Origin of the sequence: Microcoleus sp. T3_D1, from assembly GCF_036700405.1 — a bacterium.
Taxonomy (GTDB): Bacteria; Cyanobacteriota; Cyanobacteriia; order Cyanobacteriales; family Microcoleaceae; genus Microcoleus.
Window position 1 is genome coordinate 17,203 of record NZ_JAUBOV010000064.1, and the last position, 15,903, is coordinate 33,105.

Annotated in this window: 19 protein-coding genes; 10 read left to right on the forward strand and 9 right to left on the reverse strand. The window is 44.0% G+C overall.

The genetic code is table 11. The features are described from left to right. A complete protein-coding gene (locus QT992_RS24170) occupies positions 1-339 on the reverse strand; it encodes a hypothetical protein (RefSeq protein ID WP_333341308.1) in 339 nt (112 codons plus the stop codon). A 128-nt stretch (positions 340-467) separates the two neighbouring features. Here QT992_RS24170 and QT992_RS24175 point away from each other — a divergent pair, with 128 nt between their 5' ends. Together QT992_RS24175 and QT992_RS24180 are read left to right on the forward strand one after the other, a co-directional pair. Then, entirely contained in the window at positions 468-848 is a 381-nt protein-coding gene (locus tag QT992_RS24175) for a hypothetical protein (RefSeq protein WP_333140931.1), read from the forward strand. 9 nt (positions 849-857) lie between these two features. Further along, a complete protein-coding gene (locus QT992_RS24180; protein WP_333108020.1) occupies positions 858-1,361 on the forward strand; it encodes a hypothetical protein in 504 nt (167 codons plus the stop codon). A 284-nt stretch (positions 1,362-1,645) separates the two neighbouring features. Here the strand turns inward: QT992_RS24180 and QT992_RS24185 are convergent, their stop codons facing one another. Next, entirely contained in the window at positions 1,646-4,744 is a 3,099-nt protein-coding gene (locus QT992_RS24185; RefSeq protein ID WP_333321977.1) for a CHAT domain-containing protein, read from the reverse strand. A gap of 245 nt (positions 4,745-4,989) precedes the next feature. Here QT992_RS24185 and QT992_RS24190 point away from each other — a divergent pair, with 245 nt between their 5' ends. Together QT992_RS24190 and QT992_RS24195 are read left to right on the forward strand one after the other, a co-directional pair. Next, positions 4,990-5,241, forward strand: coding sequence for a hypothetical protein (locus QT992_RS24190; RefSeq protein WP_333108022.1), 252 nt, complete (start codon positions 4,990-4,992; stop codon positions 5,239-5,241). Next, on the forward strand, positions 5,238-5,585 hold the full coding sequence (locus tag QT992_RS24195; RefSeq protein WP_333140936.1) for a type II toxin-antitoxin system PemK/MazF family toxin: 348 nt from the start codon (positions 5,238-5,240) through the stop codon (positions 5,583-5,585). The genes QT992_RS24190 and QT992_RS24195 overlap by 4 nt, the downstream gene beginning before the upstream one ends. 102 nt (positions 5,586-5,687) lie before the next feature. Here QT992_RS24195 and QT992_RS24200 read toward each other — a convergent pair whose 3' ends face one another. From QT992_RS24200 to QT992_RS24220, 5 genes are all read right to left on the reverse strand, one after another. Continuing rightward, a complete protein-coding gene (locus tag QT992_RS24200) occupies positions 5,688-6,044 on the reverse strand; it encodes a nucleotidyltransferase domain-containing protein (protein ID WP_333321975.1) in 357 nt (118 codons plus the stop codon). An 83-nt stretch (positions 6,045-6,127) separates the two neighbouring features. Continuing rightward, entirely contained in the window at positions 6,128-6,499 is a 372-nt protein-coding gene (locus QT992_RS24205) for a hypothetical protein (protein WP_333321973.1), read from the reverse strand. An 8-nt stretch (positions 6,500-6,507) separates the two neighbouring features. Continuing rightward, a complete protein-coding gene (locus QT992_RS24210) occupies positions 6,508-6,714 on the reverse strand; it encodes a hypothetical protein (protein ID WP_333321972.1) in 207 nt (68 codons plus the stop codon). A 30-nt stretch (positions 6,715-6,744) separates the two neighbouring features. Continuing rightward, a complete protein-coding gene (locus QT992_RS24215) occupies positions 6,745-6,954 on the reverse strand; it encodes a ribbon-helix-helix domain-containing protein (protein WP_333321970.1) in 210 nt (69 codons plus the stop codon). Positions 6,955-7,187: 233 nt separating this feature from the next. Further along, positions 7,188-8,303 (reverse strand): HlyD family efflux transporter periplasmic adaptor subunit, encoded by a 1,116-nt coding sequence (locus QT992_RS24220; protein ID WP_333341314.1) that lies wholly within the window; start codon positions 8,301-8,303, stop codon positions 7,188-7,190. 481 nt (positions 8,304-8,784) lie between these two features. Between QT992_RS24220 and QT992_RS24225 the strand changes: the two genes are divergently transcribed. The 3 genes from QT992_RS24225 (at position 8,785) to QT992_RS24235 (ending at position 11,707) form a co-directional block, all read left to right on the forward strand. Then, entirely contained in the window at positions 8,785-9,012 is a 228-nt protein-coding gene (locus QT992_RS24225) for a secretion protein HlyD (protein ID WP_333341316.1), read from the forward strand. A 169-nt stretch (positions 9,013-9,181) separates the two neighbouring features. Then, positions 9,182-9,361 (forward strand): hypothetical protein, encoded by a 180-nt coding sequence (locus QT992_RS24230; RefSeq protein WP_333321965.1) that lies wholly within the window; start codon positions 9,182-9,184, stop codon positions 9,359-9,361. Between the two features lie 135 nt (positions 9,362-9,496). Next, positions 9,497-11,707, forward strand: a complete 2,211-nt coding sequence (locus QT992_RS24235; protein ID WP_333377880.1) for a peptidase domain-containing ABC transporter — start codon at positions 9,497-9,499, stop codon at positions 11,705-11,707. Positions 11,708-12,138: 431 nt separating this feature from the next. Here QT992_RS24235 and QT992_RS24240 read toward each other — a convergent pair whose 3' ends face one another. Next, the gene (locus QT992_RS24240; RefSeq protein ID WP_333180372.1) at positions 12,139-12,531 is read right to left on the reverse strand and encodes a Fur family transcriptional regulator; all 393 of its coding nucleotides are present in this window, start codon (positions 12,529-12,531) and stop codon (positions 12,139-12,141) included. 143 nt (positions 12,532-12,674) lie between these two features. Here QT992_RS24240 and purS point away from each other — a divergent pair, with 143 nt between their 5' ends. The 3 genes from purS (at position 12,675) to QT992_RS24255 (ending at position 15,188) form a co-directional block, all read left to right on the forward strand. Then, positions 12,675-12,959, forward strand: coding sequence for a phosphoribosylformylglycinamidine synthase subunit PurS (gene purS, locus QT992_RS24245; protein ID WP_333042010.1), 285 nt, complete (start codon positions 12,675-12,677; stop codon positions 12,957-12,959). Positions 12,960-13,355: 396 nt separating this feature from the next. Beyond that, the gene (gene purQ, locus QT992_RS24250) at positions 13,356-14,057 is read left to right on the forward strand and encodes a phosphoribosylformylglycinamidine synthase subunit PurQ (protein WP_333157845.1); all 702 of its coding nucleotides are present in this window, start codon (positions 13,356-13,358) and stop codon (positions 14,055-14,057) included. 327 nt (positions 14,058-14,384) lie between these two features. Continuing rightward, entirely contained in the window at positions 14,385-15,188 is an 804-nt protein-coding gene (locus tag QT992_RS24255; RefSeq protein ID WP_333377883.1) for a DUF4058 family protein, read from the forward strand. 101 nt (positions 15,189-15,289) lie between these two features. Here QT992_RS24255 and QT992_RS24260 read toward each other — a convergent pair whose 3' ends face one another. Continuing rightward, positions 15,290-15,868, reverse strand: a complete 579-nt coding sequence (locus QT992_RS24260) for a hypothetical protein (protein ID WP_333157685.1) — start codon at positions 15,866-15,868, stop codon at positions 15,290-15,292. Positions 15,869-15,903 lie beyond the last annotated feature (35 nt).

Sequence of the window (15,903 nt, forward strand, 5' to 3'; positions counted from 1 at the left end):
TTATTGGCGCGGTGGCTGTGAATTGGGGATGCGTTTTTTGAGGCTTTCGGGTAACTCTGGATAGCGGTTTAATAGTTTTGGTTCTTGCTCTTCTTTTTTGGTGGGTTGGGGTTCTGGTTTTCTATTAATAATTGAACGGAGGGTATCTCTGATTTTAGGATATTTTTTGCACCATATCCCAATAGTATCCGCTACTTCCTCATCAGATTCATCAACCATCTGAGATATCATCTGGTTGAGGTTTGCTAAATCTTCTACTGCTCCCACCTCCTCTAATAATTCGGCTTTAGTCTCAAAAACTTGCAGAAATGCTGATATATAACGTTGGTCGTCATTCATGGCAGATTTTCTATTGTGTTAATTGAATTTGGAGATTTTTATGATTTTTGTTCGAGCATTGTCTCTCTGTTAATTGTATGATACCATCGGAGACAATTTAGTGTCAATTTTTTTAGGAGTTGCAAGCATTGACCTCAAGTGATGAAGTAATTCAAGGTGCGGGATTCACGGTCAAATCTAGTAAATTTGACTTCTTTTTTGGTCGCGTCACCTCTACTCCCACAAATACTAGGCGGTCTTTAGATAATTTAAGAGATTTGAGAACGCTAGGAATTGACGAAGTATCTGGGGGGAAAGAAAAGCTATTAGAAATATTTGCCGAAGGATTAAATGCACCAGAAGTTGAAGGCGATCGAACAATTAACGAATATGGCGCAAACATTTCTCGTAAAGTAGAATTGAGAGGGGGAGAAAAACCGGGGGCGATTGTGGTTCGATATTTTTATCCTGAAGGCGACTTAGATGCAAATCCTCAAGTTACTTCAATTGTACCGTTAATTTATCAATAACCAGCTACCATGAAAATTGAAACTATTAGCAAATCAGAATTCGACAAAATTCCCGGCATTCGGCAAATTATTGGCCACGAATACGCTCAAACATTTGCTTGCCTTGACTTGGGGGAAGTTTTGGGATGTTACGGACTGAGTTGGCGGGGTCAATTAGTTGAGTTAAGCATCGAGCATTCTCACGAGAAAAAGATGCTATGGATGGGAATTGAACAGCAGTTAGTAGCTATTTGCCTGGAAAGCGGCCGCATTTGTCTGGCAATGCCTTTGACGGGTAATTTAATTCAGATGGCTGTTATTCACAAAGTAACTGCTGTTTTGACTGAAAATGAGATATTATTATTTAACTCGAATGGTTCCCTCAGATTTAATCGCGGATTGCCCGATGTTCCCGAACAATTTTCGGCGAGCGATGATAACTTAGTAATTGAATTAATGGAGGGCGATCGTTTCAGCTTAAATTTGCAAACGGGACAATTCCGAAAATTAGTTGGGGAGGTTTTAAGTTCATAAAATCACCTATTTCGATAAATTTGTAGGGGCGGGTTCGCCGATGTTTTGGAATCAAACCAACCAACTAATAAACCCGCCCCCACCCACGATGCCGGGGCGGGTTTTTGAGATTTACGGTGTGGTTTCACAGACAGTCGCGAACCCGCCCCTACAGCAATTATATCTATTTTTTACAATATCAAATCCCCAATTTTAACAAATTTGTAGGGGCGGGTTCGCCGAGATTTATAAATCAAACCAACCAACTAATAAACCCGCCCCCACTCATGCAAAAAACCTTTGGGTTATTGTCCAACGGCAGAAAAAGCCGCCCAGTATACAGGGGATTGGCAAGGGCGATCGTCATCATCGTAATCGCGTTTATAATTCTTTTGAATCCTGTTTTTACTTTCACTATCCAGTAACTTTGAACGCTCGGCCCAATCTACCAAATCTTGCACCGTTGCATCCCGCAGCCACATTTGAGAATCGCGCAAAGCAATCGCCACAGGCGGGCGACTTTCAGACAGGAAAAGCTCATAAAATCTTATCATCAAAATCGCCGTAGATACATCATTCACAGCCCACAAAGTGCTAATCACATTCGTGGTTCCGGCGTACAAAAAACCGCTAGGCAATCCGATATACTCATCAGTGGTATCTCTAATATCCGTTAACCCTGTTTCGCAGGCGGAAAGCGTAACTAAACTGCACTTACTCAGGGGCAAATCAAAGATTTCTTCCAGCGTCAGGCATTTTTCAATGTCCAACAATTCGTCTTGGGGGGAACGAATATAACTTTTGTTCTCCGAGTCAACGTTATCGGTGGCAATTTTCGCACCCGCTAAGATTAAAGCAGATTTCCGGGGATCGAGAAAGTCGAAAAAGCCGTGACAGGAAAAGTGGGCGATGTCGGCATTCTGCAACGCTTCAAGCTGTTGCTGCAATCCTGTCTTACTTGCCTTTTCCCGAATCAAAACTTCCGCAGGATTAAAGGATTTGGCAATTGTTTCAACTTCGATATCGGTGAAGTCTAAATCTTCTGTCGGGTTTTGAATGGCAAACAATCTTGTGGGTGATGACTCTTCCCCAGTCGGATTTACCCGCTGAGATAATTGTAATAGCTGACAACTGGGAGTGTATCTCACGCCGCCAGGGAAAAGATCGAGGAGAGTTCCAGTTTCTTCGGTATTCTGCCTTAGCCTTTTGCTGGTTAATGCGTGAAGCGGCAACAAGTGCAAATATCGGAAGGGAACTAATATTAATTTTTGGCATTTTTCTGGGAGGCGAGAAATTATTTCATCGATGTGCAAGATTTTAGCTAGTTTTTCCAGGCGGGTTTCTAGCTGATTTCTCCAGTTATCAGGGTGATTGATATAGTCGTCGATATACTCCTGCTGAAACTTCTCTAATGCTTCCAACTCTTGATATGAAGAGTGCCCGACAATTGGTTGAGGGGACTCGCGGGTGATAATAAAAACTTTAAACCCGTTAAAGGTGATGTACCATTCCAAAATTGCCTCATCTTCACGTAACAGACTGCGAATTTCTTGAAAACTAATCCGCTGTACATTTTGCGGGAGACTGCGAGATGTGTGAAACAATTCTACTAGATTTCTGGTTTTGCTGCGTTCGATGTATTCTAGGGCGGCGGTTTTGTTTTCCATGTCTAGGCAAAGTTTTACCATTTGCTGATAAAGTTTATTCCATTCTTCAGCTAATTTCTGTCTGTCAGCTTCGCCGCCGATAATGATTTCACTCCGCATTGATTCGACTGTCTCAATGACAGCATTAAAGGTATTGTAAGCTGCTGGGAGTTGGTAATTATCCCGGTAGGCAAGTCCGAGATTAAATAAGGTTTCAGCATGATTTATCGGAAATGCCTCGCGGGTGTAAATTGACAAAGCTGCTTGATAAGCGGAAATCGCCATTTCTAGATTCTCCGCTTTTTTCCCTCTGATTCTGTTGCGGTAGGCATTTGCCAAATTATTTTGACTCCTTGCCCATTCAAAAGGAAATGCCTCACGAGTGTAAACCTCTAATGATTCCTGATAAAATCCGATCGCTATTTCGAGATTCTCCGCTTTTTCGCCTATGATTCTGTAGAGGTAGGCATTCGCCAAATTATTTTGAGTCATTGCCCATTTAAAGGGAAATGCCTTGCGGGTGTAAACCTCCAATGATTCCCGATCAAATGCGATCACTTTTTCGAGATTCTCCACTTTTTTCCCTCTGATTCTGTCGCGGTAGGCATTCGCCAAATTATTTTTAGTCCCCGCCCAATCTTCAGGATATTCCTCGCGAGTGTAAACTTCCAATGATGCCTGATAAGTGGCGATCGCTTTTTCTAGATTATCTACTTTTTCCCCTCTGATTCTGTTGCTATAGGCAGCCGCCAAATTATTTTGACTCCTTGCCCATTCAAAGGGAAATGCCTCGCGAGTGTAAACCTCTAATGATTCGTGATAAAATCCGATCGCTTTTTCGAGATTCTCCGCTTTTTCGCCCATGATTCTGTCGTTGTAGGTAATACCCAAATTATTTTTAGCCGTTGCCCAATTTTCAGGAAATGCCTCGCGGCTCCAAACCTCTAATGATTCCTGATAAAATGCGATCGAGATTTCGAGATTATCAGCTTTTTCGCCGAGGATTCTGTTGCGGTAGGCAACCGCCAAATTATTTTGAGTCATTGCCCAATTTTCAGGAAATCCCTCGCGGGTGTAAACTTGTAACGATGCTTGATAAGTGGCAATCGCTTTTTCGAGATTCTCCGCTTTTTTCCCTCTGATTCTGTACAGGTAGGCAATCCCCAAATTATTTTGAGTTTCTGCCCAATTCTCAGCATATTCTTTACGGGTAAAAACTGTCATGGCAACTTGATAACCTGCAATGGCAATTTCCAAATTACTCGCCCTGCTGCCTAAAGAAAAGTCCGCGATTGCATTACTAAAATTCCCAACGACTCCTATTATATAAATTTGTTTTTTTTTATCTAAATTTGGCAAATTTTCCCTCGCCCATTTTTGCAAAACCGCCGCCAAATTATCATTGATTAAGTTTAGATTATCCCGCAGCAGGGCATAAATTACAGTACGGTTGCCCTTGCTATCTTGCGTTTTCTGCAACACTTCCATTAGGAATTCAAGATAACTGTAAGGTGACGCTTTCTCGGGGATTGCATTGCTATAACTACCCATTAGATGCCCTGCCAGAGTCATTAAAGAATTAGCATCATCCAGGTTGTTATCAATTCTCAGATCATTTGCCCTCTCTAGCATTACCTGCACCAACCCCGCATCAACTAACTCTGAGTTGGCCTGCCAAATTTCGTTTTCTTCCCCGCTGGGGCAATTTAGTAACGATTCAATCAGATTGAGATAAGCTTCGTGGCGCGCTTCGTTCATTGCTGACAACCCATGTTTTTAGAATTTTACATTCTTTGTCGGGGAAAAACAAGGGGAAAACCCGACTTGCTGAATCGTCTGGAGTCGTTGGAGTGTGCGTCATAAGCTGCTACGCCACTATGTCGTATAATATAGATACAAGATAAGTAAGCGATCGCAATAATGAATCTATTCGGAATGGGCCCGGTCTCATTCAAAAAAATCTCGATGATTTGCGATGGGGCAAAAAACAAGAGGAAACTAAAATGATTTCACAAACTTTAGTAGAAATTGAACGTTCTATTAGTTCCCTGTCGATAGAAGAACAACTTTGGCTGCTGGAACGTATCGCTTGCCGAGTGCGGGAGAAAACTTACATAGCTAATAAACTCGCTAATGCTAAATACCTGGAAGCAGAGATAGCAGAGATGGCCAACGATCCAGATATTCAAGTTGAGATTGCTGCGATCGATCGAGAGTTTATTGTGGCAGAAATGGATGGTTTACAAGCACTATGAGCATTCAGCGAGGGAAAATTTATTTTGTCAATCTTAACCCAGTTCATGGAAGAGAACAAGCTGGAATGCGACCTGTTTTGGTGCTTTCGATTGATACTATTAACCAGTCACCCTTAGTTGTTACTGTCATTGTCGGCACTAAAGGAACTAATATTCACCGCGAATATAGAACAAATGTGCGTGTTTCTGCGTCTGAAAGTGGTTTACAAATAGAAACAGTTTTCCTCTGTTTTCAGATTCGATCTTTGGATAGAGAGCGATTTCCTACTGATTCTGCAGGGGAACTTTCCGCAGAAAAGATGTTAGAAGTTGAATCGGCGGTTCGTTACTGTTTAGGTTTATAAAAGTTGGGAGTGTTCGATCGATTTGTTCGGGTTTCATAAAGCTATTCCCTGTTGCTGAAAGGCTTTGATGAGCTTTGAGGAGTAAGTTTAATTGAGCGGGTGTCAGATTAAAATTCCCTCTCTACGGATATTTCTGAGCAAAGGGCTTTGATAATTAGTAAACCGTTCCTCATTCATAAAATTGCAGCTAATTACTACGTCATTGTAGAGGGATAAATCTGCTACAATTGGGATAGTTCGAGCGATTTCTTCACCGACTTGGACTGGTGCTTTCAGAACTACCAAAACATCAATATCTGAGTCGGGATCTGCGTCGCCCCGCGCTTGGGAACCGTAGAGTACCATTTGGGTGAGACGATCGCCGTAAAGTTGCTCGAAGTGCGATCGCAATTCAGTTAAAATGGTCTTGAGTTTATCGTTGATTTTCATATGGGTGATGGATATTATATATTTAGACATAAACTCGGCGGTTGAAACCGCGTCTACACAAACAAAGTCCGCCTTCGCGGACTTAAGATGATTAATTAGAAAAGTTGAGATTTTTACCCAATTTCAGCGGGTTGCAAAATCTCATTCACAGGCTTTCCTCGTTTTAATTCAACCCATTTAGATTCAACGGGTTCATAAGCGCAATAGCATACCGCGATGCACAAGTTTGTGCTGCTAGAAGAGAACTCGTGAATACTCTTAACAATCCAGTTTCCATCTCGACCGTGGGTGATTCCGTTGCCAGGATCTTCGAGGTTTGCATATTCTCGCACGCGATCGCCGATTTGAGGCAATTTCCCCGAACAATCCCACTCTTCTGCTAGAATGTCGGTCAAGCCACCATTCGGAATTAGCTTTCGATCTCTCCAGCCTTCCGCACTCATAGATTCAGTTTTGTAAACAATCCATGTTTCTTTTTTGGTCATAAATTACCTCAGTCTTGGTTGTCGTGCCAGAGGTCTTGAAAAGAAGTCTGTTCGCCGTAAAAGACGCAATCGACTTCGAGGGGCAAATCTTTGTTTATTTTGATTTGCTTGAGTTTCCAATCGTATCGGCGTTCCATTTCCCGGCACTTCTGCGGGTCAGTAGCGCTGTGTATGTTTTCTGGTTCTGACGCTTCTTGTTCTATTAAGTTTGTCACTGTTTTCAATACTAGACACCTGTTTATCTATTAGCTAGTGCCTCCTTTTCCGGCTTGCTCTTGCTGGATGAGCGGGTTTTGGTTTGGGTGGCTGTCCCGCTTTCCTTGAACTGCGGCGGTCACAATTCGCTCTACCAGATTGCTCATAGTGCGCCCTTCTTCCTTGGCCCATACCGTTAAGTCGTCTCTAACGTCCTCATCCAAAACGAAATTAATTCTAGGTCGCCTGTACTTCCCCATTGGTTGCCAGTTGGTTAGTGGTTAGTTACCAGCTTATGACGTTAGATTAACTTTTGGAGTAGTGGATCGAGATAGTTGACAGTGGCATCTACTACAATCTACAATATACCTACGATCGCCAAATGTCAAACAAAGAACAAATAAAAGTAAGGTGCGTCAGTCGGTAAAACCCAAATTTTTCGGGCTAACCTCAAGACTGACGCACCATACAATAACAACTGACTAATGACTAATTAAAAATCTGTCAGCAACCTTGCTTTCCGCAAAACAAATGTCAGAACAGTTTCTTCGCCGGTAATAATATCGGCTCTGCCTTCCATTCCCGATTGAATCGAATACTGGCGGGGGACATTAGCCTGGGGGTTGCCGAAGAATTGGCCCTTGGCGGATTTGAGTTTTGTTAAATAAGTTTGTTCGGGCTTAATTGCCACTTCGTAATAAGCTGTACCTAAATTATTAGCGGGATTTTGAGGGGCGATCGCATCTGGGGCGATTTCGCTGACAGTTCCTTTTAATGTGCCGTAATCGGGGAAAGGCAAAGCCGAAATCCTGATCTGTACGGGTTGGCCGATTTGGATGCGGGCGATGTCTTGGGATGTCACCTTGGCTTTGACTACCAGGGGTACGTCGCTGGGGACGATTTGGGCGATCGCGCTGCCGGCTTGTACGGTTTGACCAGTATTTCGTACTTCCAATCTGAGAATTGTACCATCAGCGGGCGCGCGGATCACGCTATTTTCGAGTTTTAACTCAATTTGATTTAGTTCTTTTTTAGCTTGAATTAATTGTTGTTGAAGGGACGATCGCTTAACGAGCAAAACCCGCCGACTTCTGCCCAGTCTTTCGGCGACATCTGGCAGCGATGTGGCGAATTTTACTAAAGCGGATTCGATTAATTCCTGTTGGGCGGAAGTTTCACTTTGGATGTTTTTAAATTGGGCGCTGGCCAAAATTTGATTTTCTAAGTCGCGCAGTTGCTGGTTGATTTGCTGTGCTGCTGTTTGAGACTGATTAATTATTTCTTGTAACTGCTGTTGTTGAGCGCCCAAACGCGAAGCGTCTACAACTGCGATCGCATCTCCTTCTTTTACTGTCTGATTCTCGCTGACAGCAATGCTTTCGACGGTTCCTTCGGTTGCTGCTTGCACGACGCGCACTTCTCCGGCTGGACGGACGATCGCATCTGCTTTGACTGTAGCGCTGTATTTGGTGACGCTAGCGAGGGCGATCGCCCCGCCAAAGGTCGCCACCATCAAAATACCCCCCAAAGTCGTCCACCGGCTGACAGGGGGCAAAAACTGGTCGTTATCAAAGGTTTCAGGGGGTGTGGTTTCGGGAGCGAGAGACATGGCGGCAAGGGGGAGAGGGGAATAGTTTGGAGTTTTGAGTTTTGAGTTGGGGGAGAGGGAGAGCTCAATCGCTGATTTCTTTTGTCACTTTTACGATCGGCTTTCCGGAAACCAAGCATAGGTTTAGAAGTCTAAATCAAAATTCACAGGGTAAAGGTAAAAATCCGCACAGCTTTGCCGTTCCCACCCACAAACTTCGCCAAATATCAAGAGGAGTGAAGCCAGCGGGCCACTGTCATTCAATTTTAGATTTTAGATTTTAGATTTTGGATTGACTTGCGCGAGATAAATGCGGGGGCTTGAGGATTTTCGATTTTAGATTTTGGATTGATTCCACGGATAAATCACGTGGCGGGTACCACCTTTGAAATTCGTGGTCATGAAAATACGGCATTTCCGCCATGAGTTTTGGCACTGTTACCGGGTTTTTCCTGTATGCGTAGGTAGTAAGTAAGTACATAGGTATTAATAGGAGTTATTTATGTCAGAAAATCAAGAAGGTTCACTCTTCATCGAACTAACCGATGGAGAATCTGCTACTGTCAACGGTGGCAGTATTACCAGCGATGTTAGCGGTGCTAAAAGCAACAGCGAGACGGAGAACAGCAGCAGCTATGGCCTGAATATGCTGTTTTTCCTGCCGCAGCCTAGCCAGCTTTATCTGTACGATCCGAGCCGCGCTCGCCCTTACAAAACTCTAGTGGTTTAGATAGCTGAGTCAAGTTGTGCGATCGAGTAAATTTTCAAAATTTCTCGGTAATATTCCGGAAGCCGCACAGCACTACCAGAAGTATTAGTCAGTATTTACACGAGGCTCTAGAAATTAAATAATATTTCTAGTTTCCCTTCAATTTTATTAACTTAAACGGAGTCAAATCATGCAAGTAACAAAGGACGATTCACTGTTTGCTGAACTCACCCCTGAAGAATCAGCTAGCGTCAACGGCGGTCACCATACTAATCGATACAATTGTCACCGGCAGCGGCGCAGTTGGGTCGTGTACCGCCGGAATTGCGACGGTTCATACAGAAGAGTAGTCCGCTACGCCTACTACTAAAGTTTAGTGCTAGTCTATTCAGATATATAACTGTGGAATCGAGAAAGCACCCATAACTTTATGGGTGCTTTTTGCTGATTGGGTAGTTGGTGATGAGTAATCTTCTTTATGCTCTACCATTATTCATTTTGCAAAATGTTAAAGAACATCCCTTTGATCGGCAAAATGCCATTATTCGGACAAGTTAACAGGTTTAAGAAATATCAGGTTGTTCTCCAGCAGAGCGAAGAAGATTGCGGGGCGGCTTGTTTGGCTTCAATCGCTAAATTTTACGGACAGAATTTTACAATTAGCCGCTTGCGAGAATGTGCGGGCACCGGCCAAAAAGGGACGAGTTTACTTGGCTTGAAACAAGGTGCTGAGGCGATCGGCTTTAATGCTCGATCGGTGCGAGCAGCCGCTGCAATTTTAGACAAGCTCGATGATGCCCCTCTACCGATGATTATTCACTGGAGCGGTTATCACTGGGTTGTTTTGTACGGAAAGCAGGGCGACAAATATGCGATCGGCGATCCGGCTGTCGGTATGCGCTATGTTTCTAAAGCAGAATTAGCAGCAGCTTGGACAGATTGGCTGTGCTTGCTAGTAGAACCCGATGCTGAGCGGTTTTTTGCGGCCGCAGAGGGTCAACCGCCCGCCAATTCCTTACAAAAATGGATGCGCCGGATTGGGATTTATCGCCCGATTTTAATGGAAGCATTTTTGCTGAATGTGGTGTTGGGTTTGCTGTCGATTTCTTCGCCTTTTCTCGTTCAACTGCTCACCGACGACATTCTGGTGCGGGGCGACAGACAACTCCTGGCGAGTGTGGCGATCGCAGTTATAGTTATGAACCTTTTTAGCAGCAGTTTAGGATTGGTAGAGTCGAACTTAATTGCTCAGTTTTCCCAGCGTTTAGAGTTGGGATTAGTGATGGAATTCGCCCGGAAATTCCTGCGATTGCCTTTGAGTTTTTACGAAACCAGACGCAGTGGCGAAATTGTCAGTAGATTACAAGATATCCAAGAAATAAATAAATTAGTTTCTCAAGTCGCTATCAGCTTGCCTAGTCAATTTTTTATCGCTGTAGTTTCTTTTGTTTTTATGTTATTTTACAGCAAGGAACTGACGTTAGCAGCTACCGTGCTTGCTCTGTTAATGACGGCCTCTACAGTGGTATTTCTGCCCGTATTGCAGCAAAAAACGCGCAGTTTATTTGTGCTGGAAGCAGAAACTCAAGGCGTTTTAGTAGAAACTTTTAAAGGCGCGCTGACTGTCAAAACTACTAGCAGCGGTCAGCAACTTTGGGAAGAATTTCAAACCCGCTTCGGTCGCTTAGCCAAGCTCACTTTCCGCACTACACAAATTGGCATTCTCAACAATATATTTTCAGGTTTTGTTGCCTCTGCTGGCAGCATTACTCTGCTGTGGCTTGGTAGCGGTTTGGTGATTGACAAGGTATTGAGTATAGGTCAGTTGCTAGCGTTTATTAGCATGAATCAAAACGTTACTACTTGGGTGAATTCGCTAGTAGGATTTACTGATGAAATGACTCGCGTGCAGACAGCAACTCAACGGCTGTCGGAAGTGATCGATGCTGAACCGGAAACTAAAGACGATACGAATAAACCTTTTGTAACTATTCAAGACCGCGACGGTATTGTTTGCAAGAGTGTTAATTTTCACTACCCCGGTAGACTTGACTTGCTGGAAAATTTTTCTGTCACCTTTCCCGGCGGTCAAGCAATTGCTTTAATTGGTTATTCGGGCTGCGGAAAAAGTACGCTAGCAAAAGTAATTGCTGGTCTGTACCCGCTGCAATCTGGTAATATTAGAATTGGCGGCTACAACTTACAGGATTTGTCTCTTGACAGTCTCAGACAGCAGGTAGTATTGGTTCCTCAAGAAGCGCATTTTTGGAGCCGTTCGATTATGGAAAATTTTCGATTGGGCAGTCCAGATATCAGCTTTGAACAGATTGTGAAAGCGTGTAAAATTGCGGGCGCGGATGAATTTATCAGCCAATTGCCTGATAAATATCAAACTGTTTTAGGGGAGTTTGGAGCGAATATTTCTGGCGGACAAAGACAAAGATTGGCGATCGCCCGCGCCATTCTCAACAACCCGCCTGTATTGATTTTAGACGAATCTACCGCAGGGCTTGACCCGGCAAGCGAAGCGGAAGTTTTAGAACAATTGTTGATGTATCGGCACGGGAAAACGACGATTTTTATCAGTCACAGGCCACGAGTGATCGATCGCGCCGATTGGATTATCATGTTAGAACGCGGCCGGTTGAAAATGCAAGGCTCGGCTGCAAAATTGCGATCGATTCCAGGAGACCATTTAGAGTTTTTGCATCCTTGACCGAGTTAATAAAACGACAGGTTGAAATCTGTCGCTACACAAACAAAACCAGCCTGCGCGGTTCGACACCGAGTCAATCGATTTTAGATTTTAGATTTTAGATTAAAGAATTGAAGCATTGACCCCACGGATAAATTCGGGGGCTCCTTTATCGGATACAGGTTTTTTATTTCTGGGTCCTGAGTCTGCTTTCGGAATGAATCACGTGGCGGGTATCCTGGATGCTTTCGGTCAGCAGTCAACAGTCAACAATCATTTCGCTCGTGCAACCGGAATTGATATCACTCATGACTAATAACTTCTCTAAGGAATGAGAATTAAATAACTTCCACTCTTGAAAGTGGGATGGGCGTCCCGCCCGTTCTTTTTGGACGGGCGGGACGCCCATCCCACAATAACAATTAAAATTGTAAGTTATTTAATTCGCGATCCTAAGTTTCTTGAGCCAAAGTACATCGATCGCACAATCCAAAAAACTCCAAAGTGTGATAATAAATCTTGAAAGAATGAGATTGTTGTAGTTGGCTTTCTAAGTGGTGGACGGGGCATTCGTCGATCGTAATGGACGCGCCACATTCCAGACAAGTTAGGTGGTGTTGGTCTTGGTGGGCGGCACCGTAGAGAGACTCGCCACTAGCAAGCGTTCTGACGTGAACGAACCCCTCTCGCTTTAAACCGTCGAGGGAGCGGTAAACGGTTGCTAGGCCCATGCTTTGGTCGCTGTTACGCAGTTCTAAGTAGATATCTTGCGCTGAGAGCGATCGATTCAAGTGCTTGAGCAAGTGTAAAATACGCTCCTGACTGCGGGTGCGGTTGGTTCTCATAATTTTTTTGTGTAATCTGCTAGAGTCAAATCAGTCCCTATTTCTAGGCTATCTTACTTGGGCGAACCAAATGGCGATCGGCGCGCTGCTCGGTTGTAGAATACAATGGGGCTAACTTTCACATCACCTACCGCAACATTCCCGTGACTCAGAAATATCTTGCCCAAATCTATGTTACCCTCCGCCCTTCTGTTTTAGATCCCGCCGGCACTGCCGTACAGTCTGGTTTGCAACACATGGGATACGACAATGTTGAGCGTGTGCGAATCGGGAAGTACGTTGAATTGACGCTGACTGCTGCTGGTGAGTCGGAGGCCCGCGAACAACTCGATCGCGTTTGCGACCAACTTTTGGCCAATCCAGTGATTGAAAATTATCGCTTTGATTTGACTGAAATTCCTGTTGCTGTGGAGACAGCGGCGGCATAAATGCGATCGTCCGTAGGGTGTGTTTTTTGGCCCCGGAGATCCCCCTTAACCCCCCTTAATAAGGGGGGACAAGAGCATTCAAAGTCTTTGTTAAAAAGCGGGGACAAGAGCGTTGAAAGTCTCTGTCCTAGGGTGTTTTTCAACCCGGAGATCCCCCCTAACCCCCCTTAATAAGGGGGGGACAAGAGTGTTCAAAGTCTCTCTTAAAAAGGCGAGGACAAGAGCTTTCAAAGTCTTCGTTAAAAACACAAAAACTCGGAACACTCAAAGTCCCCCTTCTTAAGGGGGATTTAGGGGGATCTAGACTTTGATACAAGCGAGAAAAACATAAGATTTTAGTCTTAAGTTGACACCTCTTCCTTCTTCCTTCTTCCTTCTTCCTTCTTCCTTCAGCTTATGAAATTTGGAGTTATTGTTTTTCCTGGTTCAAATTGCGATCGCGATGTGGTGTGGGTGACTCAAGGGTTACTCCACCAACCAACTCGCATGATTTGGCACGAAGATACCGATATTTCGGATATTGATGTCATTGTAATTCCCGGCGGTTTCAGTTACGGAGATTATTTGCGGTGCGGCGCGATCGCCCGTTTTTCTCCGGCGATGCGGGCTACTGCGGAACACGCGAAACAGGGCAAACTTGTACTCGGTATTTGCAACGGTTTTCAGGTGTTGACTGAAGCTGGTTTATTGCCTGGTGCTCTGGTGCGGAATGCGGGATTGAATTTTATTTGCGATCGCGCTTCTTTGAAAGTCGAACGCGGTAATACTCGTTGGACTGCGGCTTATACTACGGGTGAAATCATCGATTTGCCGATCGCCCACGGTGAAGGCAACTATTATGCTGATGCCGATACATTAGCAGAACTAGAAGAGCACGAACAAGTGCTGTTTCGCTACTGCACAGAGGCGGGCAAAATTAGCGATGCTGGGAATCCCAACGGTTCGTTAAATAATATTGCCGGTATTTGCAATCGCCAAGGCAATGTATTAGGAATGATGCCGCATCCTGAACGGGCATCCGATCCGATGTTGGGCGAAACTGATGGGGTGAAATTGTTTCAAGGGTTGTTGATGGCAAGTGTGGCTGCTGTTTTGTAGTTGATATTTGGGGTGTCTATAATTTTATGAACAGGCAAGATGCCTGTTCCACAGTAGATTAAATTTATTGTGGGGCGGGCCGGAAACCCCGCTCTTTGCAACAGGCAAGATGCCTGTTCCACAACAGATTAAATTCATCTACAAATAGACATCTCCAATAATTACTGTGGAACAGGCATCCTGCCTGTTCTTGACAAGCTTTAACTGGTTCCCAGGCTCCAGCCTGGGAACCTATATCCAGAGGCTCTGCCTCGCTTTAAAGCGACGCACCTACAAAATTAAAAATGCTAAAATGATTTGAAAGTCAATACATCGGAAAACAGTCCTATGCCTTCACCTTTTCCTGGAATGGACCCCTACTTAGAACACCCCGATTTCTGGCAGGAAACTCACAATAGATTGATTATCGCGATCGCTGATACCATCATGCCTCAAATTCGGCCTAAATATGAGGTTGCAATCGACAAACGAATCTATGAAATTACCGATCCAAATGACAGTAACAGCGACTCCCTTTTAGTAGGTATCCCCGATGTTGCGATTAAGCGTCAATCTAATAACCCGAATATTCCTACAGGTTCAGTTGCCACTGTAAGTATAACACTTCCGACTACCGTCAAAGTGCCTGCTCCTGAAAAAATTAAACAGACTTACTTGGAAGTGCGAGAAATGGCAACTAAACAAGTTGTCACTGCAATTGAGATTCTTTCTCCTGTGAACAAACGTAGTGGAGAAGGAAGAATTACTTATCTCAAAAAACGCCAGAGCATTTTAGGTAGCTTAACCAATTTAGTGGAAATCGATTTACTACGAAAATGGGAATATATGCCCATTCTTAATAATTCTATTGAAAGCGATTATCGGATTTTAGTCAGTCCCAGTAATCGCCGTCCGTTTGCCGAACTTTATGCTTTTAATCTCCGCGATTCTCTACCTATATTTCCGCTTCCCTTGCGTGAGGAAGATGTAGAACCTATTGTTAACTTACCAGAAATATTTGCAGGTATTTACGATCGCGCTGGCTATGATTATCGGCTCGACTATAATCAAGAACCCGTACCGTCTCTATCGGAAGAAGATCGGGTTTGGGCTACCCAACTTTTGCAAGAAAAAGAACTTCGAGATAATTAATTATATTTTACTTTATATCCTAGGGTGCGTCGCGATCGACAATCTCTAAATCAACTTGAAATTTTCGCAGCCACGCACCCTACAAATATCTCGCATCTTAGCTATGACAATTCACGCAATATTGTTTCTATCATCACATCGGGCAGACCAAGCAACTGAGCGATTTGGCATGGTTCAATACCTTGACCGTGCAACTTACAAACGACATCAGCAACATTAATTTCGAGCCGTTCGATCTGAGTTTTGAATCTGGATTCAGTGGCGTATTTGTTGTCAGATTTGCTAGGCAAAGAAGGACAGGGGTTGAAGTTTAGTGTCTGAACGTATTCAACGTATTGATGAATATAATCTCTACCGAAATTTGAGTTATTACTGGAGGTATTGCTAATATTTCTGCGATCGATCGCAGCTTTGAGATTGCCTTTTTGCATCTCTTCATCCATCACTGCGGAGAGACTTTTGAGCAGCTTGTAGCCGACTTCTCGGACATATTTTGTAGTGTAGCGGGTGTCGCGGGCGATCGTTTCGTAGGTTTTGCCATCATACATTCCCTGCAACACTAACTGCTGTAGCGTGTTGAGATGTTTACCTGTTTTTTCAAATATTAGACCATCGACCAATTTCAGCAATTCGTTATCGTCAGGGACGGCTTGCAACGGGCGATCGTCGTTGGGCTGCATGGGTTAAGTGAAGAAATATAAAGTTAAGGAAACTT

Coding starts and splice junctions, on each gene's coding strand:
- QT992_RS24170 (WP_333341308.1), bottom strand. CDS start 339: ATGAATGACGACCAACGTTATATATCAGCATTTCTGCAAGTTTTTGAG.
- QT992_RS24180 (WP_333108020.1), top strand. CDS start 858: ATGAAAATTGAAACTATTAGCAAATCAGAATTCGACAAAATTCCCGGC.
- QT992_RS24185 (WP_333321977.1), bottom strand. CDS start 4,744: ATGAACGAAGCGCGCCACGAAGCTTATCTCAATCTGATTGAATCGTTA.
- QT992_RS24190 (WP_333108022.1), top strand. CDS start 4,990: ATGATTTCACAAACTTTAGTAGAAATTGAACGTTCTATTAGTTCCCTG.
- QT992_RS24195 (WP_333140936.1), top strand. CDS start 5,238: ATGAGCATTCAGCGAGGGAAAATTTATTTTGTCAATCTTAACCCAGTT.
- QT992_RS24200 (WP_333321975.1), bottom strand. CDS start 6,044: ATGTCTAAATATATAATATCCATCACCCATATGAAAATCAACGATAAA.
- QT992_RS24205 (WP_333321973.1), bottom strand. CDS start 6,499: ATGACCAAAAAAGAAACATGGATTGTTTACAAAACTGAATCTATGAGT.
- QT992_RS24215 (WP_333321970.1), bottom strand. CDS start 6,954: ATGGGGAAGTACAGGCGACCTAGAATTAATTTCGTTTTGGATGAGGAC.
- QT992_RS24220 (WP_333341314.1), bottom strand. CDS start 8,303: ATGTCTCTCGCTCCCGAAACCACACCCCCTGAAACCTTTGATAACGAC.
- QT992_RS24225 (WP_333341316.1), top strand. CDS start 8,785: ATGTCAGAAAATCAAGAAGGTTCACTCTTCATCGAACTAACCGATGGA.
- QT992_RS24230 (WP_333321965.1), top strand. CDS start 9,182: ATGCAAGTAACAAAGGACGATTCACTGTTTGCTGAACTCACCCCTGAA.
- QT992_RS24235 (WP_333377880.1), top strand. CDS start 9,497: ATGTTAAAGAACATCCCTTTGATCGGCAAAATGCCATTATTCGGACAA.
- QT992_RS24240 (WP_333180372.1), bottom strand. CDS start 12,531: ATGAGAACCAACCGCACCCGCAGTCAGGAGCGTATTTTACACTTGCTC.
- purQ (WP_333157845.1), top strand. CDS start 13,356: ATGAAATTTGGAGTTATTGTTTTTCCTGGTTCAAATTGCGATCGCGAT.
- QT992_RS24255 (WP_333377883.1), top strand. CDS start 14,385: ATGCCTTCACCTTTTCCTGGAATGGACCCCTACTTAGAACACCCCGAT.
- QT992_RS24260 (WP_333157685.1), bottom strand. CDS start 15,868: ATGCAGCCCAACGACGATCGCCCGTTGCAAGCCGTCCCTGACGATAAC.